Annotated in this window: 24 protein-coding genes; 11 read left to right on the top strand and 13 right to left on the bottom strand. The window is 52.5% G+C overall.

Annotated elements, in window-relative coordinates; genetic code table 11:
- The first annotated feature begins 2 nt into the window (after window positions 1–2).
- Together pnuC and LX87_RS22130 are read left to right on the top strand one after the other, a co-directional pair.
- Entirely contained in the window at window positions 3–617 is a 615-nt protein-coding gene (gene pnuC, locus LX87_RS22125; RefSeq protein ID WP_310587935.1) for a nicotinamide riboside transporter PnuC, read from the top strand.
- Window positions 614–1,132 (top strand): AAA family ATPase, encoded by a 519-nt coding sequence (locus LX87_RS22130; RefSeq protein WP_111630436.1) that lies wholly within the window; start codon window positions 614–616, stop codon window positions 1,130–1,132. Before pnuC ends, LX87_RS22130 begins: the two co-directional genes overlap by 4 nt.
- Here the strand turns inward: LX87_RS22130 and LX87_RS22135 are convergent.
- Complete coding sequence (locus LX87_RS22135; RefSeq protein WP_111630437.1) at window positions 1,124–1,738, bottom strand: 3'-5' exonuclease; 615 nt, start codon at window positions 1,736–1,738, stop codon at window positions 1,124–1,126. The two genes, LX87_RS22130 and LX87_RS22135, sit on opposite strands and share 9 nt — an antisense overlap.
- Before the next feature lie 155 nt (window positions 1,739–1,893).
- Between LX87_RS22135 and fumC the strand changes: the two genes are divergently transcribed.
- Window positions 1,894–3,297: a class II fumarate hydratase gene (gene fumC, locus LX87_RS22140; RefSeq protein WP_111630438.1), complete on the top strand. Its 1,404-nt coding sequence runs from the start codon at window positions 1,894–1,896 to the stop codon at window positions 3,295–3,297.
- Between the two features lie 87 nt (window positions 3,298–3,384).
- The gene (locus LX87_RS22145) at window positions 3,385–4,251 is read left to right on the top strand and encodes a glycerophosphodiester phosphodiesterase family protein (RefSeq protein WP_111630439.1); all 867 of its coding nucleotides are present in this window, start codon (window positions 3,385–3,387) and stop codon (window positions 4,249–4,251) included.
- An 80-nt stretch (window positions 4,252–4,331) separates the two neighbouring features.
- On the opposite strand, the gene LX87_RS22150 is transcribed toward LX87_RS22145, so the two are convergent.
- Together LX87_RS22150 and LX87_RS22155 are read right to left on the bottom strand one after the other, a co-directional pair.
- Window positions 4,332–5,927 carry a bifunctional GNAT family N-acetyltransferase/carbon-nitrogen hydrolase family protein gene (locus LX87_RS22150; RefSeq protein ID WP_111630440.1) on the bottom strand — a complete coding sequence of 532 codons (1,596 nt, stop codon included), beginning with the start codon at window positions 5,925–5,927 and terminating at the stop codon, window positions 4,332–4,334.
- A gap of 263 nt (window positions 5,928–6,190) precedes the next feature.
- Complete coding sequence (locus tag LX87_RS22155) at window positions 6,191–6,742, bottom strand: outer membrane beta-barrel protein (RefSeq protein WP_111630441.1); 552 nt, start codon at window positions 6,740–6,742, stop codon at window positions 6,191–6,193.
- 239 nt (window positions 6,743–6,981) lie between these two features.
- Between LX87_RS22155 and LX87_RS29470 the strand changes: the two genes are divergently transcribed.
- Both LX87_RS29470 and LX87_RS22165 read left to right on the top strand, forming a co-directional pair.
- Window positions 6,982–7,878: a sterol desaturase family protein gene (locus LX87_RS29470; RefSeq protein WP_111630442.1), complete on the top strand. Its 897-nt coding sequence runs from the start codon at window positions 6,982–6,984 to the stop codon at window positions 7,876–7,878.
- Window positions 7,879–7,986: 108 nt separating this feature from the next.
- Window positions 7,987–8,184: a hypothetical protein gene (locus LX87_RS22165; protein ID WP_111630443.1), complete on the top strand. Its 198-nt coding sequence runs from the start codon at window positions 7,987–7,989 to the stop codon at window positions 8,182–8,184.
- Between the two features lie 86 nt (window positions 8,185–8,270).
- Here LX87_RS22165 and LX87_RS22170 read toward each other — a convergent pair whose 3' ends face one another.
- Window positions 8,271–8,570 carry a GNAT family N-acetyltransferase gene (locus tag LX87_RS22170; RefSeq protein WP_111630444.1) on the bottom strand — a complete coding sequence of 100 codons (300 nt, stop codon included), beginning with the start codon at window positions 8,568–8,570 and terminating at the stop codon, window positions 8,271–8,273.
- Window positions 8,571–8,975: 405 nt separating this feature from the next.
- On the opposite strand from LX87_RS22170, the gene LX87_RS22175 reads away from it, so the two are divergent.
- Window positions 8,976–9,692 carry a membrane or secreted protein gene (locus LX87_RS22175; protein ID WP_111630445.1) on the top strand — a complete coding sequence of 239 codons (717 nt, stop codon included), beginning with the start codon at window positions 8,976–8,978 and terminating at the stop codon, window positions 9,690–9,692.
- 60 nt (window positions 9,693–9,752) lie between these two features.
- Complete coding sequence (locus LX87_RS22180; protein ID WP_111630446.1) at window positions 9,753–10,832, top strand: dipeptidase; 1,080 nt, start codon at window positions 9,753–9,755, stop codon at window positions 10,830–10,832.
- 11 nt (window positions 10,833–10,843) lie between these two features.
- On the opposite strand, the gene LX87_RS22185 is transcribed toward LX87_RS22180, so the two are convergent.
- Window positions 10,844–11,413, bottom strand: coding sequence for a DUF4126 domain-containing protein (locus LX87_RS22185; protein ID WP_111630447.1), 570 nt, complete (start codon window positions 11,411–11,413; stop codon window positions 10,844–10,846).
- Between the two features lie 138 nt (window positions 11,414–11,551).
- On the opposite strand from LX87_RS22185, the gene LX87_RS22190 reads away from it, so the two are divergent.
- Window positions 11,552–13,312, top strand: coding sequence for an ABC transporter ATP-binding protein (locus LX87_RS22190; RefSeq protein WP_111630448.1), 1,761 nt, complete (start codon window positions 11,552–11,554; stop codon window positions 13,310–13,312).
- A 76-nt stretch (window positions 13,313–13,388) separates the two neighbouring features.
- Here LX87_RS22190 and LX87_RS22195 read toward each other — a convergent pair whose 3' ends face one another.
- The 6 genes from LX87_RS22195 to LX87_RS22220 all read right to left on the bottom strand — a co-directional run bounded on the left by LX87_RS22195 (window position 13,389) and on the right by LX87_RS22220 (window position 19,020).
- A complete protein-coding gene (locus tag LX87_RS22195; protein ID WP_111630449.1) occupies window positions 13,389–13,661 on the bottom strand; it encodes a hypothetical protein in 273 nt (90 codons plus the stop codon).
- Between the two features lie 103 nt (window positions 13,662–13,764).
- Window positions 13,765–16,332, bottom strand: a complete 2,568-nt coding sequence (locus LX87_RS22200) for a penicillin-binding protein 1A (RefSeq protein WP_111630450.1) — start codon at window positions 16,330–16,332, stop codon at window positions 13,765–13,767.
- A gap of 229 nt (window positions 16,333–16,561) precedes the next feature.
- Window positions 16,562–17,050: a peptide-methionine (R)-S-oxide reductase MsrB gene (gene msrB / locus LX87_RS22205; protein WP_111630451.1), complete on the bottom strand. Its 489-nt coding sequence runs from the start codon at window positions 17,048–17,050 to the stop codon at window positions 16,562–16,564.
- 95 nt (window positions 17,051–17,145) lie between these two features.
- Window positions 17,146–18,015: an anti-sigma factor gene (locus tag LX87_RS22210; protein ID WP_111630452.1), complete on the bottom strand. Its 870-nt coding sequence runs from the start codon at window positions 18,013–18,015 to the stop codon at window positions 17,146–17,148.
- Window positions 18,012–18,560 carry an RNA polymerase sigma factor gene (locus LX87_RS22215; RefSeq protein ID WP_111630453.1) on the bottom strand — a complete coding sequence of 183 codons (549 nt, stop codon included), beginning with the start codon at window positions 18,558–18,560 and terminating at the stop codon, window positions 18,012–18,014. The genes LX87_RS22210 and LX87_RS22215 overlap by 4 nt, the downstream gene beginning before the upstream one ends.
- 175 nt (window positions 18,561–18,735) lie before the next feature.
- Complete coding sequence (locus LX87_RS22220) at window positions 18,736–19,020, bottom strand: hypothetical protein (RefSeq protein ID WP_111630454.1); 285 nt, start codon at window positions 19,018–19,020, stop codon at window positions 18,736–18,738.
- Window positions 19,021–19,158: 138 nt separating this feature from the next.
- On the opposite strand from LX87_RS22220, the gene lysA reads away from it, so the two are divergent.
- Complete coding sequence (gene lysA, locus LX87_RS22225; RefSeq protein WP_111630455.1) at window positions 19,159–20,418, top strand: diaminopimelate decarboxylase; 1,260 nt, start codon at window positions 19,159–19,161, stop codon at window positions 20,416–20,418.
- Window positions 20,419–20,495: 77 nt separating this feature from the next.
- Window positions 20,496–21,209, top strand: coding sequence for a YebC/PmpR family DNA-binding transcriptional regulator (locus tag LX87_RS22230; RefSeq protein WP_111630456.1), 714 nt, complete (start codon window positions 20,496–20,498; stop codon window positions 21,207–21,209).
- Window positions 21,210–21,224: 15 nt separating this feature from the next.
- Here the strand turns inward: LX87_RS22230 and LX87_RS22235 are convergent, their stop codons facing one another.
- Window positions 21,225–21,464 (bottom strand): hypothetical protein, encoded by a 240-nt coding sequence (locus LX87_RS22235; RefSeq protein WP_111630457.1) that lies wholly within the window; start codon window positions 21,462–21,464, stop codon window positions 21,225–21,227.
- A gap of 101 nt (window positions 21,465–21,565) precedes the next feature.
- On the bottom strand, window positions 21,566–24,448 hold the full coding sequence (locus LX87_RS22240) for a T9SS type B sorting domain-containing protein (RefSeq protein WP_111630458.1): 2,883 nt from the start codon (window positions 24,446–24,448) through the stop codon (window positions 21,566–21,568).
- Window positions 24,449–24,605: the final 157 nt, after the last annotated feature.

Raw genomic sequence — 24,605 nt, forward strand, 5'->3', positions numbered from 1 at the left:
CGATGAGTTACCTCGAATTCGTCGGAACCGTTGTTGGGGCGCTTGCAACCTGGTGGTCGTCTCGGGCCAACATCTGGAGCTGGCCCGCCGGTCTGATCAGCGTGACGACGTTTTTCTTCATGTTTTATCAGGTGCAGCTCTACCCGGATATGTTCCTGCAAATCTTCTTCTTCATCACGAACGTGATCGGTTGGTGGGAGTGGACGCACCCCAAAATTGGCGAAGAAGATCAGAAAAGCGAGTTGAAAATCAGTCAGTTGTCGCGTCAGCAATTCGGGCTAATTCTCATCGCCGGAGGGCTGGCAACGGTTTTATTCGGCAGCATTGCCGGGAATCTGCACGAGTGGTTTCCGATTCTGTTCAATAAGCCCAGCGCCTTCCCGTATCTGGATTCGTTCACGTCGGTGATGAGCATTGTCGCTACGTTTCTGCTGATTCGGAAAAAAGTGGAAACCTGGTACGTCTGGCTGCTGGTCGATGCCATTAGCGCCTATATGTATTTTGTGAAAGGGCTGAAAGTCGTCGGCATTGAATACGCGGCTTACTGCATTATTGCCGTCCTGGGCGCCTATCACTTCACCCGGGAATACCGGAGTTATAACCAGCCCGCCGTATGATTGGAGACATAAAGCTGATCTGTCTGTACGGCCCCGAAAGCGTAGGAAAAACGACGCTGGCGAAGCAGTTGGCGGCTCACTACCAGACGGTTTTTGTGCACGAAGTGGCCCGCGACCTGATTACGTCCAACGACCTGACGCTCGACGATTACGTCCAGATCGGCCACGCCCAGACCGAAGCCGTGCTGAAGGCCGTTCCTCAGGCAAACCGGCTGTTGATCTGCGATACCGACCTGATCACGACGGCTCTGTATTCCGAAATTTACCTGAACGACGTCCCGCCGGTGCTGGCCGAACTGGAAAAAGCCGTGCCTTACGACCTCTATTTCCTGCTGAACATCGACGTGCCCTGGGTGGCCGACGGTTTGCGCGATCTGGGCCACCGCCGGGAGGAAATCTACGGGCGATTCAAAACCGCCCTCGAAAACCGTAATGTTCCGTACGTCGATGTGTCGGGCAACTGGGCCGAGCGCTGGGCGACGGTCACCGCCGAGATTGACCGGTTGTTAAGCTAACTTCAGCGAATCCGCCAGCTTGAAAACTTCTTTCAGGCACTGCGCCGTCAATACCGCATCTTCCAGCGCATTGTGGTGTTCCGATTCTCGTTCGAAACCGAAGTGGCCCGCGATGTCTTTCAGGCTCAGTCGGGGCGGCACGGGTTTGCCGTTTTTCTTCAGAATCCGAAACGCGAAATAACTCAGCGTGTGCAGGTCGACCAACGTACGCGAGTACGGCCATTTGAGCTTTTCCAGCCGGTAGGCTTCTTTCAGAAAGTTAATATCGTTGATGACGCTCTGACCGCAGATGATCACGTCGCGCAGGTAGGGCGTGTTGTCGGTCGTTTGCTGGGTTTTCCGGATGTTCAGCTTTTCCATAATCCATTCCTCCATTTCCGGCAGCACGTCGTAGATCATCGGCGCATCCTCCAGATCGGCCAGCGAGAGGTTATGGATTTTCTCGGACGAACTGGAAAACGCTTCTTCGTTTTCGGGGTACACATTCGTCAGGTAGCGGCCCCGTTCGATCCAGTCATCATCGAACAAAACGGCACCCACCTGAATAATTTCATTCCAGTCCGGTTCGGGTCCGGTCATTTCAAGGTCAAGAACAAGAAAAGGCATAGCGGTTTTTAAGAAATAAGGCTATCAATTTATAACGGTGCGACAAATATATCATTTTGTTATCCACCATTCGGACCTGTACCCTACCTTTGCCGCCGGAGCGCCGGTTGAACCCGCCGGCTACTTTTTTAAACAGCTAACGTTATAGTCTTCAGATGGAATACCGTATTGAAAAAGACACGATGGGCCAGGTACAGGTACCGGCTCACGTGTATTGGGGCGCACAAACCCAGCGTTCGATTGAAAACTTTAAAATTGCGCAAGACATCAATAAAATGCCCCGGGAGATTATCCGGGCGTTCGCGTACCTGAAAAAAGCCGCAGCCCTGACCAACCTCGACGCGGGCGTACTGCCGCAGGAAAAAAGCGACCTGATCGGGCGGGTGTGCGACGAAATTCTGGAAGGCAAGCTGGACGATCAGTTTCCGCTGGTGGTGTGGCAAACCGGCTCCGGTACGCAGTCGAACATGAACGTCAACGAAGTCGTGGCGTATCGTGGTCATGTGTTGCAGGGCGGCCAGCTAACCGACGAAAAGAAAGCCCTGCACCCGAACGATGACGTGAACAAATCGCAGTCGTCGAACGATACGTTCCCGACGGCCATGCACATTGCGGCTTACAAGATTCTCGTTGAAGTAACCATTCCGGGCATTGAGAAACTGCGGGACACGCTGGATGCAAAAGCGAAGGAATTCAAGAACGTCGTGAAAATCGGCCGGACGCACTTCATGGATGCCACGCCGTTGACGGTGGGGCAGGAGTTTTCGGGGTATGTATCCCAACTGAACCACGGTCTGAAAGCGATCAAGAATACGCTGGCGCACCTGAGCGAGCTGGCCCTGGGCGGTACTGCCGTCGGAACCGGTATTAACACGCCCCCGAATTATTCCGAAAACGTTGCCAAACATATTGCCGACCTGACGGGTCTGCCGTTTGTGACCGCCGAAAACAAGTTTGAGGCTCTGGCCGCCCACGACGCCATTGTGGAATCGCACGGTGCCCTGAAAACCGTAGCGGCCAGCTTGATGAAAATCGGTAACGATATCCGGATGCTGTCGTCGGGCCCGCGCGCGGGTATTGGCGAACTGTTTATCCCCGACAACGAACCGGGGTCGTCGATCATGCCGGGCAAGGTGAACCCGACGCAGTGCGAAGCCATGACGATGGTGGCCGCCCAGGTGATGGGCAACGACGTCGCGATCAACTTTGGCGGGGCGATGGGCCACTTCGAACTGAACGTGTTCAAACCCGTGATGATTTACAACTTCCTGCATTCGGCCCGGCTGATCGGGGATGTTTGTGTGTCGTTCAATGACAAATGTGCCGAAGGCATCCGCCCGATTGAGGAAAACATCACCAAGCACGTCAACAATTCGCTGATGCTGGTGACGGCCCTGAATACCAAAATCGGGTATTACAAAGCCGCCGAAATTGCGCAAACCGCCCACCGCGAAGGTAGCACGCTCAAGGAAACCGCCATTAAACTCGGCTACCTCACCGAAGAAGAATTCAATGAGTGGGTAAAACCGGAAGACATGGTAGGCAAGATTGACGTTTAATCCATACAAACAGTTCGTAGCCCTTTTTAAAAGCCGTGCCAGATTTCAGAAGCTGGCACGGCTTCACTTTGTAACTCACTTCTCAACATGAAACGTTTTTTACTTGTTGCCTTAACCGTTAGCCTGCTGGCCGGTTGTGCGCCCAAAACCGTCATCCATACCTACCGCGTTCCGGCGGGCGGTTTGTCGACGTTTCTCAACTACACCCCCGGACGCGCCCCGATGATCAGCGCCCACCGGGGCGGGGGCGACATCAAGGGCTATCCCGAAAACTGCATCGAATCGTTTGAGTACCTGGCAAAACGGTTGCCGGTTATCATCGAGTGTGACATTGACCTGACCCGCGACAGTGTGCTGGTGATGATGCATGACCAGACGCTGGACCGCACCACGACCGGCACCGGCAAGCTCATCGAGAAAACCTACGACGAGATTCGGCAATACCGGCTGGAAGACAATTTCGGCAACGTCACGAAATTCAGCGTTCCGACGCTGGAGCAGGTGTTGCGGTGGGGAAAAGATAAAGTGGTTTATACGCTGGATGTAAAGAAAAATGTGCCGTTTGCCAAGGTCGTCGAGATGGTTCGGCGGACGGGTGCGGCCGATTATTCGGTGATTATCACGTACAACGCTACCCAGGCCGCTGAAGTGTACCGCCTGGACCCGAACCTGATGCTCTCCGTCACCATCATGAAGGAAGAAGATTACCAGCGCCTGCACGACCTCGGCATTCCTGACCGGAATATGGTGGCGTTTGTGGGTGTTAGAGAGCCACGTCCTGAACTGTATAAATTTCTGCACGAAAAAGGCATTTCCTGCATTCTGGGCACGCTCGGCAACCTCGACAAACAGGCCGTAGCCAAAGGTGATCAGGTGTATAAAACGTTTGCCAACAACGGTGCCGATATCATGTCAACCGACCGGCCGATTGAGGTCTATCAGGCCGTGAAATAGATCGGGTAGATTTGAAATGGATTCCATAAAAAAACCGTCGCTTCACAAAGCGACGGTTTTTTTATGGAAACGGTTGAGACTTATTGCACGACAATAACCGGCGGCATGGTTTTCTGTTCTTCCTCGCTCGAAAGCTCTTTTTTCTTTTCGGCTTTGGTGCGGGCGTTCCGCTTAACGGTTACGTCGTAGAGGTCGTTCCGGCGGTCTTTCAGAATCTGCACGGAACCCTGTTCGTGCAACTCGGTCAGCAACGACAGATCCACGTCGGTCAGCAGCACCATCTCGGTATTCGGCGTCGATTCGGCTTTAATGGCATTGTTGGGGAACTGGAAATCGGAGGGCGTAAACACCGCCGACTGCGCGTAATGAATGTCCATGTTGGCCACACGCGGCAGGTTGCCGACACAGCCCGAAATAGCCACGTAACATTCGTTTTCGATGGCCCGGGCCATAGCGCAGTTCCGCACGCGCGTATAACCGTTCTGGGTGTCGGTCAGGAACGGCACAAACAGAATCTGCATACCCTGATCGGCCAGAATCCGGCTCAGTTCCGGAAACTCAACGTCGTAGCAGATCAGCAGTCCGATCTTGCCGCAGTCGGTATCGAACGTCCGGATTTCGTTACCGCCCACCATGCCGTAGTGCCGGACTTCGTTGGGCGTAATGTGAATTTTCCGGTATTCTTCGTACGAACCGTCCCGGCGATACAGGTAGGCGACATTGTACAGTTTACCGTCGTCCATCAGGGGCATACTGCCGCCCACAATGTTGACGTTGTACGAAATGGCTAGTTCTGACAACCGTTGGCGTACTTCCTGCGTTACGTCGGCCAGTTTTCGGATGGCAACCGGCGCGGGCAGATCATTGAAGTCGGCCATCAGGGGCGTATTGAAAAATTCCGGGAGTACCAGAAAGTCCGCCTTGTAGTCGCTGACGGCATCGGCAAAAAACTCGACCTGCTCGAGCAGCGCCTGCATATTCGGAAAAAGCCGCATCTGCCACTGCACCACACCCAACCGGATGATGGAGTCGGTATGCGGTTTTTTCTTTTTCTCGTCAACGTAATAAATGTTATTCCACTCCAGCAGCGTCGCATATTCGAGCGATTCGCTGTCGCCGGGCAAATAACCGCGCAGAATTTTCTTGACGTGGAAATCGTTGGAAAGCTGGAAAGTCAGCGTCGGGTCATAAATCTCCTTCTGCTTCACCTTCGCAATGTATTCGCGGGGCGACAGTTCTCCAGCATACTTGCTGTAATTCGGAATCCGGCCACCGGCCATAATTCCCTTCAGGTTCAGCGACTCACAAAGCTCCTTGCGGGCGTCGTATAGCCGTCGGCCCAGGCGCAAATCCCGGTATTCGGGGTGTACGAACAACTCGATGCCGTACAGCCAGTTGCCTTTTGGATTGTGCGTATCAAAAGTATAGTTGCCGGTTATTTCCTGGTACGTATGGTTATCGCCAAAATCGCTGTATTTGACCCGGATGGCCAGCGCACAGGCTACCACCTTACCGTCGACCTCCACGCAGAACTGGCCTTCCGGAAAAAGTTTCAGCAGTTTGTCGATCAGGTTCTTTTGCCAATAATCCCCGCCAATTCCGCTGTAGACCTCAATCATGGCCTCTTTCAGGTCGGAATAATCGGACTTCTGTAATGTTCTGGTTTGAATGTGCATAACTATAGTCTCAGGTTATTTCGCAGCGTTTAGCGGAGAAGAGGAGAGGGACGCAGAGTTTTCTCCGCTAAACTCATCTTCTCTCTGCTTAACCGCACGGCGGCCCCGTCTGCGAAACAACGTAATTTGATTCTTCAACGTAAATTGCTCCTAAGATGTTCGGAGACAAACAGCAAAGAAAACAAAAAAGCCGTCCTCTAAAAAAAAGACGGCTTTCCAAAACAGTAACAACAAATACTACTCTACTCTCACTATTATCGTTCTTAAAAGTTCTTGGAAATTCCAAACGAGGCCCCGCTGCCAAGGTTGAGGTTGAAGTCCGTCGTTTTTTCGGAAGCTCCTTTTACTTTCTGTGATGCAAAACTTAAACCACCGAAACTAAAGTTCAGGGCAAAACCATTTTTCATATTAACACCAATTGCGGGGAAGAAAGTGCCCCGAAACCCGTTGGTTTTTACATCGCCCGCTTTTCCCGACAGCACATCGGCGTTAAACTGGCCGTAGAGGGCGAAAATATCCGAAAGCGGAACGGCATACCGAATAAACGGTCCAACGCCAAAGGCCGATGATTTGGATTCGCCCAGCGAGGTCCGGGTGTTGGCGCTTTCGGTGGAGAGCGTTAAACCGGCCGTCCAGTTGTCGTTGAACTGGTAACCCACGGCGGGCGAAAAATTGAAGGTGTTGGTTTTGGTGCCATTAACCTGCTTGTGCGACGTGGCACCGACGGTGCCGTAGACCAATACCGTATTCCGTTGGGCAAAAACGCCGGTAACGCTCAGGGCCATTACCAGCAGACTCATTACTACTTTTTTCATGTTTGGTGGATAATTGAATGGATCAATTCTGAAATTTGAACGCTTTACCTTGAGACGGGGAAATTTTTAAAAGTTACTCTTTACGCCAAAAATCGGGTCAAATGGTCCGGAAAAAGGGTGGGCGGTATAAGCGCGAAGTTAGAGTGGGAGCGGAGAGGGTCGAATTGGGAACAATCTGGCATTGAGATTGATACCGTGAGCAGAAAAACGTACCTTTATCCAATAGGCTTCGTCTGAACATGGACCATCTCATTCATTATGCCATTCCGTTTTTTGTTGTTCTGCTGCTGACCGAGGTAATTGTGACCGCCATTCACCAGAAGGACTATTACGAGAAAAACGATACGCTGGGCAGTCTGTCGATGGGCATTGGTAATGTCATTATCGGCCTGTTTGGGAAAGTGCTGGTTTTCGGAGCGTATTCGCTGGTGTACGAATACCGGCTTTTTACTGTCGATATGACCCGGTGGTGGGCTTGGGTACTGCTGTTTTTTGCGGATGATTTCTCCTATTACTGGTTCCATCGGATCAGTCACAACAGCCGGTATTTCTGGGCATCACACGTGGTGCATCATTCGTCGCAGAAATACAACCTGGGGACGGCTTTACGCCAGACCTGGACGGGAACCCTCAGCGGAGCGTTCGTTTTCTGGATCTGGATGCCCTTCTTCGGGTTTCATCCGGCCGCCGTGCTGACCATGCAGTCCTTTAGCCTGCTGTACCAGTTCTGGATTCATACCGAATACATCCGGACGCTTCCGGCTTTTCTGGAAGCGGTTTTCAATACGCCATCCCATCACCGTGTTCATCACGGCTCTGACCTCAAATACCTGGATAAAAATCATGGGGGCATCCTCATTATCTGGGACCGGCTTTTTGGGACTTTTCAGAAGGAAGAAGAACATCCCACCTACGGTTTGACGAAGAATATCGACACGCACAATCCGGTCAGGATTGCCTTCCACGAGTGGGCCAGCATCAGCCGGGATATCCTTACGTCCCGATCCATCCATCACACAATCAACTACTTATTTGGCCCACCGGGCTGGAGCCCCGACGGTTCCCGTAGAACCACCCGGCAACTGCGCAATGAAAGTACGGTGAAAAAAACGCCGGACAGAACAACCAGTCGCTAGGCTTTTGCACTGTTTTTCTACCAGTTTGGTCAAGTTGCCAAGCGGCTTTGTACATCTATATATAATGCCCTTCACACGTATATATAATGCCCTTCACACGAAAGTTTTATGTTTATCGCCGACGGCGACATTCGGACACTCAGTGTGACGGAGCCGTTGGGCCGGAGACAACAGCAGTTGGGGACGTTAGGCAGCGGGAAGCAGATTCGGTTTGGAAGCCAGTTGCCAGCGGGTTCGTACTGGCTGCGAATTCAATATAAGAACAAAACCCATCGAGCCATAAAGCGGCTGAAAGCCGGTCGATAACGGTGCACGGTATACGGTTTTCAATTTAGGGGGTACTGGCGGAAACCTTTCTGGCCGGTAGCGATAAACTGAAAACCGTATGCTTCTTATAGATAAGCTGGACTCACCAGGCGGTTATATTCAGGGTGCCGCCGGATATACGTGGCCACAAATGAACAGGCCGGAATAACTTTCAGATTATACGTATCAACGTACTCAAATGCACCTTTAATCAGTTGCGCACCAACGCCTTTGGCTTGCAGATTCGGATGGACTTCTGTATGAATGAATATCAACGTCCGGTCATCTTTAGGTATGTAACTGATAAATGAGAGCTTTCCTTCGATCTCAAGTTCAAAGCGGCTTTCGGCCCGATCGATCAAAACCGCCACTTCCTGGGTTTTCATGTTGAGGAGTTTTTTGGTTTGTAACGTTGGTAACAGCGAAGATAGCGTAATGTTGACTTTTTCAGGTAAATTATGAGAAAAATCATGTTGTTTGTCGAAAAATACTAGCCAAAGGCCCGGGATAGATCAATGTAGAGCGTTTTGATAAAATTGAAGCTCACAAACACATGTTGCCTATGTTTCTGTTAATCCATAAATCAACTGAAAAAATCGACCCTGGATAACGGATGGCAGCTATTCGTCTCGTCGGGAACGGCGAGAAGCCCGGCGGAGTTGGTAAGCTGGGTTTGCCACCTGTGGCCCGGTTTTGTACAACGCATTTTTCTCCGCAACGGGCAAGCGAATTCGGACATTACCCGTAGATTTGACCAAAGTTTAAGCACACACTAGACCTGACCCTTAACCATGAAATTAAAAACCCTTCTTTCGCTACTGCTGACGGTTTGCATTGCTACGGCCTCCCGTCAGCCTGTTCCTTCGTTGGCCGGCGCCTGGCGCCAGGTCGAAAGCGGAAACGCTACGGTTGTGTTTGTTCTTTACGACGGTTATATGATGGGCGCTTTTCACGAAAACGGACGGTTTCTGGGAACCCAGGGCGGTACGTATCAAACGGATGGTAAGCAGTTGAAGATCAAACTGGAATTTGATACGGAGGATAGTGCGCGGGTGGGCACCACGCAGACGCTAACCATCGATTCGTTTAAAAATAACCAGTTGGTGGTATCCAGTCCGGACGGTACGGATACGTACGAACGGATTGACCAGCCTTCTGCCCAAACGCCATTGGCCGGTCTGTGGCGCATTACCGCACGACTTGGCGACAACGGCCAGATGAGTCCCATGCAGCGGGGTGCCCGGAAAACCATTAAATTGTTGACAGGCAACCGGTTTCAGTGGGCGGCTATCAACCCTGAAACCAAGCAGTTTTCCGGAACCGGTGGGGGCACGTATACCTACAAAGATGGCAAGTATACCGAAACAATCGAGTTTTTTTCCCGCGATAACAGCCGGGTCGGACGCTCACTGACGTTTGAGGCCGAACTGAAAGGAAATGACTGGCACCACCGGGGGCAAAGCTCCACCGGCGGGAAGGTCAGCGAAGTGTGGAGCCGGGAGAAGTGACGGTTTTTGGGCCGTTAAGAATTGGAATACAACCTGAATCAAGTATCGTAAATTGACGCTATGTTTTTGATTGACGCCCACCTGGATATTTCGTTAAATGCCATTGAATGGAACCGCGACTACCGGCTTTCGGCCCACCAAATCCGGGAGCAGGAAGCGGGAATGACTGATAAAATCGACCGCGCCCGGGGCACGGTTTCCCTGCCCGATCTGCGACGCGGGCAGATTGGACTGGTGGTGGCTACGCAGATCGCCCGGTTTAACCAGACGAACGGGAATTTGCCCGGTGCAGGCTGGAACTCGCCCCATCAGGCCTGGGCCATGACGCAGGCGCAGCGGGCCTGGTACGAAGCCATGCAGGACGCGGGCGAAATGATCCAGATTCGGGACCGCGACGGTCTGGAGAAACACGTGGCCCTCTGGCTCGATGAAACCGTTCCGGACGAACAGAAACCGGTTGGGTATATCCTGAGTCTGGAAGGGGCCGATTCGCTGGTGAATCTGTCTTATCTGGAAAAGGCGTATGCCTATGGTTTGCGGGCGTTGGGTCCGGCGCATTACAGCACGGGCCGGTATGCCCCCGGTACGGGTCTGAGCGGACCGCTGACGCCCCTGGGCCGGGAACTGGTGCTGGAAATGGACCGTCTGGGCATTATCCTGGACGTAACCCACCTGACGGATGAGGGCTTTTCGGAAGCCCTGGACCTGTACAAAGGACCGGTTTGGGCAAGCCACCACAACTGCCGGACGCTGGCCCCGCACCAGCGCCAGTTATCCGACGATCAGATTCGGCAACTGGCCGAGCGGAATGCCGTCATTGGTGGTTGTTTCGATGCCTGGATGATGAAACCCGGTTTTACGCAGCGAACCAGCAACCCCGCCGATTTTGGCATTACCATCGAAACCATCATTGATCATTACGACCACATCTGCCAGCTTACCGGCAGCAGCCGACACATTGCCATCGGCAGCGATCTGGACGGAACGTACGGAACCGAGCAGTCTCCGACGGACCTTGACACCATTGCCGACCTGCAAAAGCTGACGGGTTTGCTGGCCAAACGGGGATATTCATCGGAAGACATTGAGAACATCTTCTACAAAAACTGGCTGCGGTTTTTGCGAAACGCCTGGAGTTGAACGAAACACTGCTAGGCGCTTTGTCGGGGCTGGCGTTTACGGGTAACTATCAGCCGAACCAGAAATACGGCAATCATCAGGACCAGAAAAGCCGCCAGAAGCGGGAGCAGGACCGCCAGAAAGGAAAACCCGAACGAGGCAATATTTTCGGCACTGGCCACCACCGGGTTGCCTAAACCGCCGGTTGTGGCCGTTGAGCCGACCCGCAACAGGCTGGTGCCGGTCTGAATTAATCCCGCCGTACCACCGCCCGCGATGATGCCGAGTCCCCATTTCAGAATGGGCAGGTCTACCTCCACAAACGAGGTGGTCAGAATGGTGCCGGCTGCAAAGGCGATGGGCGTGGCCACCGTATCCAGCGCATTATCAAGCCAGGGAATGTAATAGGCTCCAATTTCGAGGGTGGTGGCCGACGCCAGCACGAGCAGCGCCGTCCAGGTGCCCATCCATTCGAAGCCGGGGGTGACGGAAATCCAGCCCAGTTTAACGGCCAGACTCGCCACCAGCATCGGAACAAAAATCCGGAAACCGCAGCAGGCACTCAAGGCAACACCCAGACAGAGACTAATGATCCAATCCATGAGGAGAGAAGAATTATGAGTGAAGAGTTAAGAGTACGACAGAACTGAATTTCCGGTTTTTTAACTCATAACTCTTCCCTCTAAACTCTTAACTCATAATTTCTGTTACACCAAAAACCTTCCAACTTACTTGCCCCTGTGGATACTGAAACGAAAAGTGGTCAGATCTTTGACTGGATTACCCTCCGACGGCTCTATGCCTTCGTAAAGCCGTACCAACTTCATTTTTACGGTCTGATCCTGATCATTGTGTTGAGCGCCATACTGGCCCCCATTGGCCCGTTGCTGATTCGCTACACGATTGACTCCAAAATTGCGACCGGCGACTATGGCGGTTTGACCAATATGCTGATTCTGATGATTGCCGTGCTGGTGTTGCAGGGGATTATCCAGTTTTTTAATACGTACCTGTCGGGCTGGCTGGGCCAGAACGTCATCCGCGATATTCGGGTACAGCTTTACCAGAAAGTGTTGCAGCTCCGGCTGAAATTTTTTGACAATACGCCCATCGGTCGGCTGGTTACCCGGACTATTTCGGACGTGGAAACCCTGGCCGACGTGTTCAGCGAAGGGATGGCGGCCATTGTGGGCGACATTCTGCAACTGGTGCTGATCATTGCCGTTATGTTCTACACCGACTGGCGGCTCTCGGCTATCAGCCTGTCGATGATCCCGCTGATGCTGCTGAGTACCTACATTTTCAAAGAGAAGATCAAAGTCTCCTTCAACGAAGTCCGGACCGCCGTGGCCAATCTCAACTCGTTTGTGCAGGAACACATCACCGGCATGAACATCGTACAGATTTTTGGCAGCGAAAAGATTGAAGGAGAAAAATTTAGAGAAATCAATAACGAACACCGCAAAGCCAATATCCGGTCGATCTGGTATTATTCCGTGTATTATCCGGTAGCGGATATTCTGGCGGCTGCGGCTACGGGGCTGGTGGTCTGGTACGGTGCTAAAGAGATTCTGAATCAGGAGATTACGTATGGGACGGTAACGGCTTTCATTATGTTTATCAACCTGTTTTTTCGGCCCATCCGGATGCTGGCCGACCGGTTTAATACCTTGCAGATGGGGATTGTCAGCACCGACCGGATTCTGAAACTGCTCGACAGCAATGATTTTACCCCCGATACGGGTACCTATGAACCGGCTCTGTTGCGGGGCGATGTGGAATTCAAGAACGTATGGTTTGCCTATAACGACGATAATTACGTCCTGAGAGACATCAATTTTTCGGTGAAAGAAGGCGAAACCGTTGCGTTTGTCGGCGCAACCGGGGCCGGAAAGTCCTCCATTATCAACCTGTTAAGCCGGTTTTACGACATCAACCAGGGCGAAATCCGCATTGATGGGGTAGAGGTACACGACTACAAACTGGAAGCCCTGCGCCGGAGCATCGGTGTGGTGTTGCAGGATGTCTTTCTGTTTTCGGATACAATTGAAAATAACATTACGCTGGGCAACAAATCCATTCGTCGGGAGCAGATTGTCGAAGCCGCCAAACTGGTTGGTGTTCACGACTTCATCGAGCGATTGCCGGGCGGTTACGAGTACAACGTCATGGAACGGGGTTCGACGCTGTCGGTCGGGCAGCGGCAGTTGATCTCGTTTGTCCGGGCAATGGTTCACAACCCGCGCATCATGGTGCTGGACGAAGCTACGTCTTCCGTCGATACCGAGACCGAAGGGCTGATTCAGAATGCCATTGGTAAATTGATGAAAGGCCGCACGGCTATTGTCATTGCTCACCGTCTTTCGACCATTCGGGAAGCGCATAAAATCATCGTGGTTGACAAAGGCCGGATCGTCGAGCAGGGCACGCACGAGGAACTGATTCAGAAAGAAGGCGCTTACGCCAATCTGTACCGAATGCAATACAAAGAAATGGTGTAGAGGAGTTAAGAATTGGGAGTGAAGAGTTATGAGTTAAAAATGCGCTAGCCAACTCTTCACTCTCAATTCTTAACTCTTAACTCCTTGCCGGTTCGGCTCCGCCGAGGGCGTAGGCGATTTTTGCGTTTAAATTAGTATCGTTGGCCGGATCGTTGTCCATCCCGGACGGGATACGGCCTACAGCGTTTACGTTCGGTTGCAGTTCGGTTTCATCTGCGCTGGGCGCCGGTCCGGTCTGATCAATAATCTCCTCATCCGCATTCGGATCGTTGTCCATCCCGGACGGAATATCCTGCAAAGGCGAATTGTCCTTCAGGGGATGCAGGTTCGGATTTTGTGATGGTGTCATGAGTCTGCGTTGATGGTATTAGGCTATAACCACCAGATCGTCGGTGTTGTTTTGGAAAGCCGCCATCAAAAAGGTCAACCCTCCCGGGTTGACCTTTTTGATGTTAGAACTGCTGGGATCGTTGCGTGGAATCGTCCGGCTCAATGGGTTGCGGGGGAGCGGGAGCAACAAACAGGGAATCTTCCGGAATGCCGATGTCCATCGTATCGGAATCCTCTTCTTCCTCCTCATAGCCACCGGGGCAGTTCAGATAGTCTTTCGTTATTTTAACCGTCGGTTTGTCGAACGGCCCCTGATACAGTTTCAGTGATTTATCTTGGTAGGCTTTCTCCAGAAACCGCCCGACCAGCGGCAGGGCGGTTTTGGCCCCTTCGCCCAGGTCCGTGGTCCGGAAGTGGATGCTGCGGTCGTCGCCACCTACCCAGGCGCCAACCACCAGATCGCGCGTAACGCCCATAAACCAGCCGTCGGAGTTGTTGGAGGTGGTTCCGGTTTTACCGCCCACCTGATTCCGGTTTTTAAATAAATCGAACGACCACAGATTCTGCGACGTGCCGCCGGGTTCTTCCAGACCGCCTTTCAGCATATGAAGCATCAGAAAGGCCGATTCTTCGCGGATTGCCTGCTTCTTCTGCGGAACAAATTCTTCAATTAGCTTACCGTCGCGGTCTTCGATTCGGGTCACGATCAGCGGTTCGGTATAGACTCCCTTGTTGGCAAAGGTGCAGTAAGCCGCCACCATTTCGTAAAGCGACACATCCGACGAACCCAGACCAACCGATGGCACGGCCGCCAGCGGGCTCTGGATGCCGATGCGGTGAGCGTATTCCACCACACGTTCGGGGGTTGCCACATCGTTGGTGAGTTGGGCCGTTACCGAGTTGATAGACCGCGCCATAGCCCGGCGCAGGGTCATGTTGGAATACGAAAACGTACCGGCGGAGTTTTTAGGAGCCCAGTAATCCTGTTGCCCTTTTTCATTGATGTATTCTTTCCGAAACGGTTCGTCGCGCCGACGGTCGCAGGGGCTCAGGTTGATGGTTGAGTCGTCGATAACGGTCGCGTACACAAACGGTTTAAAGGTTGAACCCGGCTGCCGTTTGCCCTGCTTGACGTGGTCGTATTTGAAAAATTCGTAGTTCAGACCGCCCACCCAGGTACGGATGAAGCCCGTATGCGGGTCCATTGCTACCATACCCGCCTGTAAAAAACGTTTATAATAGGCAATGGAATCCATCGGCGTCATGTACATTTTCCGGGGCCCGTTCCAGGAAAAAACCGTCATGCTGTCTTTCTTGACCTTCATGTAGTAGCTGACCGAATCGGGCTGGTTCGGGTATTTGATTTGCAGGGCCTTATACCGTTCCGTACGCTGGGCCACTTTATCCAGAAAATCCGGAATTTCTTTGCCGTTTTCATCCGTCCAGGGGTTCCGGCCGGTCCAGTGGGTGTCGAAAATGCGCTGCAATTGCTTCATTTTCTCGGTGACGGCCTGTTCGGCCAGCGCCTGCATCCGGGAATCGACGGTGGTATAGATTTTCAGGCCGTCCGTATACAGGTCGTACCCGTTTTCTTCGCCCCATTTTTTAACAACCTCAACCACCGCATTTTTAAAGTAATTGGCCGGACCGGCATACGGATTGTCGGGGCTGAAGCGGGTTTTGAGGGGTAGTTTTTTGATGGAGTCGGCCTGCGGTTTGGTTAGATAACCGTATTTCTCCATTTGCGAGATCACTACATTCCGGCGGTTGAGGGATTTTTGGAAGTTTCGTTTAATCAACGGATTGTAGGTCGTTGTGGCCTTTTGCAGACCAACCAGAACGGCGGCTTCCTGCACATTCAGATCTTCCGGTGATTTACTGAAGTACGTGCGGGCTGCCGTTTTAATACCGTAGGCATTGCTGCCAAAATCAACGGTATTAAAGTACATGGTCAGAATCTGGTCCTTCGAAAAGTTCCGTTCCAGCTTGACGGCCATCAGCCACTCCTTGGTTTTGAGAATGAAGGTTCGCAGCAGCGGAACGTTATAGAGCCATCCGCGTGATTGGCGACGGCGGGTTTTGAAGAGGTTCTTGGCTAATTGCTGGGTGATGGTACTCCCTCCACCGGCACTGTTGCCCGTCAGAACACCGTAAGCCGCCCGGCCCAGACTGCGGGGGTCAATTCCCGAATGCTCATAAAACCGGATGTCTTCGGTAGCCAACAGGGCATCAATCAGCGGCTTAGGCAAATCTTCGTAGTTGATGGGCGTACGGTTTTCGGTAAAAAACCGGCCGAGCAATACCTTATCGTAGGAGTAAATTTCGGAAGATTGAGCAACTTTTGGATTTTTCAGCTCTTCAACGCTGGGCATTTCGCCGGTGAGATTCAGAAAGTTGGTTTCGAGCGTCAGTACATACAGCAGCGCCAGGACGAAGCCAAGGATCAGCGTTTTGGCGGTATGGTAAAAGATTTTAAAGGAAAGTGAGCGGGTATCGAAGCGGGCGTTCAGCCAATTGCGGTAACGTTGTCGAACGGCTCGGTATCGATTGCCTGCTGAACTGACGCGCTCTGCCCCAAAGATGCCGGACAACATTCGGTGAATCAGTCGCTTAATTCCATTGCTCAGTTGACCGAAAAAGCCGGTGATGCCTTGCCAAAGGGTACGAAGCAGCCCCCAGAATTTACTCATGCCTGGTGATTTGACGGTTAAAAATGGAAGGACGGGACAGGTGGCAATATAGACCGAAGCCGCGCGACTGGGCCCTTCTCAATAAAAAGCAAATATAATTCCGAATGCAAAAAAGACGGATTGGAAAATCAGTCCAGTTCAGCAAATATAACGGAAATTTGGACGATTTAATATGAAAAAAGACAAGCCGCAGAACCGGTAGGCTGATAACCAATCGTTTAGAAACCGCTTATTTCTTCTGAAATTCCAGCGCCACACCGTTCATGCAATACCGTAAGCCGGTCGGCTTGGGGCCGTCGTCGAAAACGTGTCCGAGGTGCCCTCCGCAAACGGCACATTCCACCTCGGTGCGAATCATGCCGTGGCTCTGGTCGGTTTTCTCCACGACGCTTGTTTTCGCTAAAGGTTTGTAGAAACTCGGCCAGCCGGTTCCCGACTCAAATTTAGTATCAGAGCTGAACAGCGGGTTTTTACAACCGGCGCATCGGAAGATTCCTTTCTGGTGGTTATCAACCAGCGGACTGGTGAACGCCCGCTCGGTGCCCTGCTGGCGAAGCACGTAGAATTGCTGGGGTGTCAGAATCTTTTTCCACTCCGCTTCGGTTCTGACAACTTTGCGGGGAGTGTTATCGTCGTTCAGGTTGACCGGCGAAACAGAAGCGACCGAGCCGATGAGCAGCAGCCCACCCAAAGCCCCAAGAAAAAGTCTGTGTATCATACCGTTTTAACAAATTATTGACGCAGATAGTTTTGTCCAAACAAACGGCCCTGACTGTATAGCCAGGGCCGTTTGTTTGGACAGAATCGGTCAGGTTAGGAGTTGGTGTTGCCAACCACCACCATGGCCGACAAGGTCGGAGTGGGGCTGCCGCCCCGCCGTTCGAGCGTGATGGCGAAGGCGTCGGCTTTCAGAAACCGTTTGGGTTGCTCAACCATCGCTCCGCCTTCCCGAATATCGAAAACGCCGGCATCGACCGGTTGGCCGTCCACAATGGCCCAAAGCTGGTACTGCTGGGTTTCGGGCGGGCGCACCAGTGAGTCGATATCCAGGTTAACCTGACCGGTATGCGTGTTCCAGTACACCGTTGCCAGATTGGCGGTGGTGCTGTCGGTTGGGTTTAAACGAATGATCTGTGTGCCGGGTTCTTTCAAAACCGCCAGCGTTTGTTCGGCCTGAATCTGACGCGCCTGCGTAATCCGTAATTCTTCCGACAACTGGTCGTTCGTTGCCCGTAAGGCGGTGAGCGATTGCTGGCTGTTCTGTAGCTGGGAATACAGATAATACGTAAAAACCAGCACAAGCAGACCAATCGACGCGGCCACCATCCAGGTGATCCGGAACGTGGGCCTTGAGTGGACATCCTCTTCTGGATAAAGCGGACGAACGACTGTTTCAGGGGGTGTTTCGGTCGGTGTTGTGAGCGGTGCTGCTGCTGGGGGCAACTCGGTTTGCGGTTTGCCAAACTCCAGTTCGTTCAGGAGCCGGGCTTTTATATCGGCAGGGGGTTCATGACGCAGGCTTAGGGCGTACTGTTCCAGGGCAGCCGACAACTGGTCTAACTCCTGCCGGATTTCGGGGTAAATGCCCGACAGGCACTCGACTTCCCGCTTTTCCTGCGGGCTGACGGTGCCAAGCACGTACTCCTCCAGTATACCGGATTCGATGTATTCCTTCGTGTTCATGTACCGAATAACTTCTTCAATTCCTGTAAAGCAGACCTGACTCGTGTTTTGACCGTTCCGAGCGGCAAATTAAGTTTCTGCGCTACTTCTTCATGGGTATAACCCGAAAAGTAGACCAAATCGATGACCTGTCGGCGGTCGGGATTTAACTGATTTACTTTATCGGGCAAATCAAGCGTTTCTACACTGGGCTGGTAGGTCTGTTGATGCAGATCTACACTATCTACGATATCGATATCCCTTTGGATTGATTGACCTGAATGCCGGGTACGCAGGGCGTCAATGGCTGTATTGCGGGCGATATTGAGCAGCCAGGTAAACAAACGTCCCTTTTGAGAATCGTAGGAGGGAATATTGCGCCAGATTTTAACAAAAGAATCCTGTAAAACGTCACGGGCGGTTTCTTCGTCACGAACTACTTTCAGAATTACGCCATATAACGCCGGTGAATACTGGTCATATAACAGGTGAAAAGCCTGTTCCTCTCGCTCCTGGAGCTTTTTGACTAGGATATCTTCCGAAAATGGGAGGTTTGAACGCTTCAAGGTTATTGGAGTAATTCAGTAATCAAAAAGCCGCGAAGGGGCCAAGTCAAAAATACAAAGAAAATGATGCGGGCAAACGGATCGGTAAGAATTTAGTGGGCAAAATCCAGAAAATGCTGCTTCCGGTAGGTAAGCAGCATTTTCTGGGTCAATATCTGTCCGAAACGGAGTTGTCTTATGGGGTATTCGACTTTTTGGTTTTCACTTCTTTCGTCGTTTTTTTTCGGACGGTCGTGGTTTGTTGCTGGTTGACAGCGTCTTGGGAACGACGGGCGTTCCGGCTCGATTGCGTGCCTTTGACCAGTTTGCTTTTCATCGAATCCGTTCGGGCCGTCGGATCACCCTGCGGGAATGTTTCCGAAGGTTGTTCGGGGGCGTGGGCGTTCGGCGATGGCGTCTGGGCCTGGGTCTGGACCGAAAACCAGAGCAGGGCTGCGGATAAAAGAGCTATCTTTTTCATACTTCGTGTGGTCTATGTTAAGTACAAACCAAACTCTGTAACCGGCAAATTGTTTCGGCCCATCGGCGGAGTTCGTTTCCGGAAATGGCATAAAAACGCTTATATTTGCACCTTATAATCTGGCTTACTTTACTGCTTATGCAGCTTAATCAAAACCGTTATCACATTCAGGGTGTCGATGTCCTGGAAATGGCCGAAGAGTTTGGCCTGCCGTTGTACGTTTACGACGCCGACAAAATAATTGAAAAAATAGGCACACTGCAATCGGCTTTCAGCGGAGTTCAGCTCAAGATAAAATATGCCGCCAAGGCCCTGACAAACGTGTCGATCCTGAAATTGATGCGGAGCCGGGGAATTGATGTGGAGGTGGTTTCGATCAACGAAATCCGGCTGGCGTTGCTGGCGGGTTTCGATCCGGACCAGATCATGTATACCCCGAGTGGTGTGGCCTTTACCGAAATTGAAGACGCCCTGGCGCTGGGCGTTCGCCTGAACGTTGACAGCCTGCCGTTGCTGGAATGGATTGGCCAGCACTACGGAAACCGTAAGCCGGTCGGCATTCGAATTAACCCGCACATTGCGGAGGGGGGCAACGTCAAAATCCAGACGGGCCATGTGGATTCCAAATTCGGCATTTCGATTGAACAGCGCAACCAGATCCGGGCGATTGTCGAACAGTATTCGATTCCGGTTATCGGTCTGCACATTCACACCGGTTCGGATTTCAAGAATGCCGACGCCTTTCTGAAGGGGGCCGAGGTGCTTTTTGAACTCGCCAGCGACTACCCGAATCTGCAATTTCTGGATTTCGGCAGCGGTTTTAAAGTGGCGTACCGGGAAGGGGATCACAGCACGGATATTGTGGATCTGGGCAGGAAAGTGACCACGGCTTTTCAGAACTTTTGCCAGCACTACGGACGCGAACTGGAGCTGTGGTTCGAACCCGGTAAATTTCTAGTCAGCGAAAGTGGTGTGCTGCTCGTCCATGTCAATGTGGTGAAAGAAAACCCCACGCGGACGTTTGTGGGCGTTGATTCGGGATTGAACCACCTGATTCGGCCGATGATGTACGATGCCTACCACGAAATCCTGAACGTGTCGAACCCGACCGGCGAGAAACAAACGTATAGCGTCGTTGGCTATATTTGCGAAACCGATACGCTCGGCTGGGACCGTTCGCTGAATCAGGTACGTCCGGGCGATGTACTGGCCCTGAAAAACGCCGGTGCGTACGGGTTTAGCATGAGTTCCAATTACAATTCACGGTTCCGGCCCGCCGAAGTGCTGGTCTATGAAGGAAAACCGTACCTGATCCGTCGGCGCGAAACGTTCGAGGACCTCATGCGGAATCAGATTGAAATCGATTTTGAAGAAGAAATAACCGTTAAAAATAATTAAGAGTGAAGAGTTAAGAGTGATGAGTTAACTAAATCCGCAAACTCATCACTCTTAACTCTTCACTCATCACTCATACGATGGGACGCGCATTCGAATACCGGAAAGCTAGAAAATTCAAGCGGTGGGGGATGATGGCCAAAACCTTCACCAAAATTGGAAAAGACATTGCCCTGGCCGTTAAAAGCGGAGGTTCAGACCCTCACACCAACGGACGACTGCGGGCGGTAATCCAGAACGCTCGTGCGGTTAACATGCCCAAAGAAAACGTCGAGCGGGCGATTAAACGGGCAACGTCCAAAGAACAGGAGGATTTCAAGGAGATTACCTACGAAGGATACGGACCACACGGTATTGCCATTGTGATTGAAACCGCAACGGACAACATCAACCGGACGGTGGCTAACCTGCGGAGCTATTTTACCAAATGCGGGGGCGCGTTGGGCACCTCGGGGATGCTCGATTTCATGTTCGACCGCAAATCAGTGTTCCGCATTCAGGCCGCAGACATCGATCTGGATGAGTTTGAACTGGAGATGATTGACTTCGGAGCCGATGAGATTTCGCTCGATGAAGAAGCCGAGCAGATTGTTATTTACGGCGAGTTTACGGCTTTTGGGGCCATCCAGAAACACCTCGAAGAAAAAGGCTTTGAAATCAAACAGGCCGAGTTTGAACGCATTCCGAACGATACGAAGGAATTGAGCGAAGAAGAAACGGCTGACGTAGAGAAACTGCTGGAACGAATCGAAGAAGACGAAGACGTTCTGAACGTATTTCATAACATGCGGTAATCGGGTTTTTCCTGATTACCGCATTCCCTCCAATAATTGCTGCCGGGAGGGCCGCTCACTGACGACCTCGTAGCGGAGCCCTTCCAGATCCAGCGTATCGACAAACTGCGAATACTCCTCCCGTTCGACCTCGAACAGGCACAAATTGTCGTACGGTTCATTGAAAATTTCCACTTCCGTTAGCTTCGCTTTCTTTTGCAGCAACTGGTACTGCTCATTGGACAGATCGTTTTGTCGAACGGTAAAATACCACATGATATTGAAGAATAAAGAGAAAAGACAAGAGACAAGAGACGAAACGGTTTTGTAACCCATCGGTCTTTTGTCTCTTGTCCAAAATCTATTGTCTGGTCTACTTAATTCGTGCCGCCGGATTCGCGCAGCATCTGCACCCAGCCTTTGTAGTTTTCGGCAGGAGCCGCACAATTCACCCGTTTGAACTTGACGGTAATCTGATAGAGGTACACGCCACCCGGCAACTCTTTGCCCTGGTTGTTTTTTCCATCCCAACGGAGCGACGGATCACTGCTCTGGTAGACCTTCGCACCCCAGCGGTTGACCACCGTTAACTCGGCCGACTCGATAAACCGGGGGCACTGCGTGGGTTCAAACACGTCGTTTTTGCCGTCGTTGTTGGGCGTAAACACGTTCGGCATGGCCAGATACGGGCAGTTATCCTTGCAAACCCGGTTGGATGGCGCACTTTCCCGACCGTTTCGCGTTACCGCCGTAACGTAATAGCAACCGGCAAAAGACGTCAGATTCTGGTGACGGTACGTCAGCAAAGGCGCGTTGACCGAATCCACCAGCACCGGATCCTGCCCTTCACAGGGCGAATAATAAATCCGGTATTTAACAATGTTGCGGTCGCAATCCCCGGTGGGCGGGTTTTGCCAGGTCAGGTTGTTGGCAAACGTGGTCTGGTTGCAGAATGATTCCGGCGTCAGACTGGCACAATTCAGCGTATCAATGGCTAACTGCGGAGGACAGGGCCGGGTTGTATCGATCGGCATGGCGCACACCCCTTGCGAGAAATTATACAGCAGTTGGGTGGTCAAAGGAGCCTCGTATCGCCCGACGGTTTCTACCCGGTAGCAGTAATTGCTGTCGATGGACATGGTGGCCGTCTGGATCCCGTCAGCCGCGTAGGTATCGGCTCCCTGATCGGTGTACGTAAAGCTATTGGGCGCTGTTACCGGTACCACAGCCACCAGGTTAAACGGACCATTCGGGCCGGTTTTACTCCGATACACACGGTGTTGCTGGTTGGTGTTGCTCCAGGGAACATTGGCCTGCCAGCTTAACTGGATGCGTCGAACCCCGCCCGTCGCCGTTAGCCGTACCGAACTGGCGTTTTCGGTTGCGTCCAGACGCTGGAGCTGACCCGTAGCCGGATCGGTATAATAAAACTCGATGCGGTAACGGTAGGCATTGGCAACGGTATTCAGGCCCCGATCGGTATATACCGTGTCGGCGGCACCAGCCTGAAGCGTTGTATTGATGCTGGCAATCTGGGTAAAATTGGTTCCGTCCAGACCCGTAGCCCGGAAGAGACGGTATTGGAACGGGCCGGTGCCATCGTTCGGGTCGATGCCCGGAGGGCGGGTCCAGCGGACGGTAATCACCCCACGGGTATCGTACGTGCTGTCGACGGTAACGTTGGTAATCAGCGGGACCTGCTGAGGAAGGTTTACACAAACCTGCTCGGATACTACGCTCTGGCCGTTGTTGGGGCGGGGTAGCAGGGCTACGATTCGATAGCTGTACTGCACTCCGCGTTGCAGACCCTGGCTATTGTTATTATCCGTGTAGCTGGTCTGACCGATGGCAACGGTATCAATCCGCGTATACCCGTTGGCGGCCAGTTGATCCGCATCCGCACAGGGGTCAAACGTGGCCGGATCACAACCTTCTTTCCGGTAAATGGCCATTTTGGTGTTTGCAGGAAGCGAACCGGCACAGGAATAGGCCGCCCAGTTGAGGATGATGGCTCGTCCGGCAGCATCGGCGGCCGGTCGGGCGGTCAGGTTCTTGGGCTGGGGCGCATAGATTTTGATGCGGAACGACTCCAGGGTCGCTAACTGCGTTTGTCCGGCCCCGCGCGGAACGTCAACGACCCGAAAGACCACATCATAAGGTTCGGCACGTACGTGGGCGCAGTTGGTCTGCCAGCGGAGTGTACCCGTGGCCGGGGAGTTCTGGACGGTGGTTGGCGAGAAGGTCGCATACTCCCGCGCGATGATGGCCGGATTATACGGCCTTCCCTCGGGGCTCACGTTAAACGGTCCGCCGAAGGCGGAGAGTTCGACCCGGTTACCGTCGGGGTCGGTGGCCGTAACGGTTTGATTAATCAGCGTACCGGCTTCCACACAGAGGTCAGGCGGAGCAATCAGGGTTGGGCGTTTGTTGGGAGAAGCCGTAACGATAATCTGCATATCGCGGATGATTTCACCAATTTTGACCCCATCCCGCCATTCTTCTACGATAAAGGCAATGTTATACTGGCCCTGTTCGGCGGGTGCATCCCAGCAGACATCGCCCGTAATCGGGTTGACCGTCAGGGTGGCCGGACCCGTTCCGGCTTCGTTGACTCGATTCACCCCGATGGTGGTGGGGTCGGCATAACCGGCTACGGACCGCAGCGTACAGTTGCCCTGCTCATCGAGCAATTTTCCGGAAGGAACATAAAGCCGGTAAGCCAGGCTATCGCCATCGGCGTCGAAGGCAGCCGGGTTGTGGCACCATTTCTGACCGACGCGGGCCGAGTCCAGGGGCGGATTCAGCAGAACCGGGGTGCTGTTCAGACCCAACTGGGCGTTGACGACGATGGTTGTCTGGAGTTGAAAACTGGTCTGGATTGAAGACGGAATGTTGCGGACGTTTTCGTTCCGGTTGGTAATGGTACAGGTAATACGGTATGTTCCCGGACCCGGATAGGTGAATGTGGCAACATAGGTGTTGGCCGTGGTGGCCCGGTTGATGACCACGCGGGAAGCCCGTTTGACGGCAACGGCCGGACCGATACCGAAGCAGAAATAGGAGGGGTCCTGCTGGTCGCTGGCCGTCTTTCCGCCGATTTCATCGTGATACGTAGTCATCGTGACCTCATACGTAAGTGAAGTACTGGAAATCCGGCGGGTTGTAATTTCACCGGCACGCAAGTGCGTTGCCTGGGTTTCGGTAATGAACAGCAATCCGAGAAATAAAGCCCACAGCAGCGTGAGGAAATATGTTTTCATAAAAATCTATTCTATACTATCCAAGAACGTACAAGTGCCCAGGTTGTGTATACCCTTTAGGGCCATCAGGAACAATTATAGCAATAAAGTTTGGGAGTTGAACGGTTTTAAAAGACCACTGATTTTTGAAACGGTTTAAAGTTGAAAGACTTCGGTT

Source organism: Larkinella arboricola (assembly GCF_003259745.1).
In the GTDB taxonomy this organism is placed as follows: Bacteria; Bacteroidota; Bacteroidia; order Cytophagales; family Spirosomataceae; genus Larkinella; species Larkinella arboricola.

Coding starts and splice junctions, on each gene's coding strand:
- pnuC (WP_310587935.1), top strand. CDS start 3: ATGAGTTACCTCGAATTCGTCGGAACCGTTGTTGGGGCGCTTGCAACC.
- LX87_RS22130 (WP_111630436.1), top strand. CDS start 614: ATGATTGGAGACATAAAGCTGATCTGTCTGTACGGCCCCGAAAGCGTA.
- LX87_RS22135 (WP_111630437.1), bottom strand. CDS start 1,738: ATGCCTTTTCTTGTTCTTGACCTTGAAATGACCGGACCCGAACCGGAC.
- fumC (WP_111630438.1), top strand. CDS start 1,894: ATGGAATACCGTATTGAAAAAGACACGATGGGCCAGGTACAGGTACCG.
- LX87_RS22145 (WP_111630439.1), top strand. CDS start 3,385: ATGAAACGTTTTTTACTTGTTGCCTTAACCGTTAGCCTGCTGGCCGGT.
- LX87_RS22150 (WP_111630440.1), bottom strand. CDS start 5,927: ATGCACATTCAAACCAGAACATTACAGAAGTCCGATTATTCCGACCTG.
- LX87_RS22155 (WP_111630441.1), bottom strand. CDS start 6,742: ATGAAAAAAGTAGTAATGAGTCTGCTGGTAATGGCCCTGAGCGTTACC.
- LX87_RS29470 (WP_111630442.1), top strand. CDS start 6,982: ATGGACCATCTCATTCATTATGCCATTCCGTTTTTTGTTGTTCTGCTG.
- LX87_RS22165 (WP_111630443.1), top strand. CDS start 7,987: ATGTTTATCGCCGACGGCGACATTCGGACACTCAGTGTGACGGAGCCG.
- LX87_RS22170 (WP_111630444.1), bottom strand. CDS start 8,570: ATGAAAACCCAGGAAGTGGCGGTTTTGATCGATCGGGCCGAAAGCCGC.
- LX87_RS22175 (WP_111630445.1), top strand. CDS start 8,976: ATGAAATTAAAAACCCTTCTTTCGCTACTGCTGACGGTTTGCATTGCT.
- LX87_RS22180 (WP_111630446.1), top strand. CDS start 9,753: ATGTTTTTGATTGACGCCCACCTGGATATTTCGTTAAATGCCATTGAA.
- LX87_RS22185 (WP_111630447.1), bottom strand. CDS start 11,413: ATGGATTGGATCATTAGTCTCTGTCTGGGTGTTGCCTTGAGTGCCTGC.
- LX87_RS22195 (WP_111630449.1), bottom strand. CDS start 13,661: ATGACACCATCACAAAATCCGAACCTGCATCCCCTGAAGGACAATTCG.
- LX87_RS22200 (WP_111630450.1), bottom strand. CDS start 16,332: ATGAGTAAATTCTGGGGGCTGCTTCGTACCCTTTGGCAAGGCATCACC.
- msrB (WP_111630451.1), bottom strand. CDS start 17,050: ATGATACACAGACTTTTTCTTGGGGCTTTGGGTGGGCTGCTGCTCATC.
- LX87_RS22210 (WP_111630452.1), bottom strand. CDS start 18,015: ATGAACACGAAGGAATACATCGAATCCGGTATACTGGAGGAGTACGTG.
- LX87_RS22220 (WP_111630454.1), bottom strand. CDS start 19,020: ATGAAAAAGATAGCTCTTTTATCCGCAGCCCTGCTCTGGTTTTCGGTC.
- lysA (WP_111630455.1), top strand. CDS start 19,159: ATGCAGCTTAATCAAAACCGTTATCACATTCAGGGTGTCGATGTCCTG.
- LX87_RS22230 (WP_111630456.1), top strand. CDS start 20,496: ATGGGACGCGCATTCGAATACCGGAAAGCTAGAAAATTCAAGCGGTGG.
- LX87_RS22235 (WP_111630457.1), bottom strand. CDS start 21,464: ATGTGGTATTTTACCGTTCGACAAAACGATCTGTCCAATGAGCAGTAC.
- LX87_RS22240 (WP_111630458.1), bottom strand. CDS start 24,448: ATGAAAACATATTTCCTCACGCTGCTGTGGGCTTTATTTCTCGGATTG.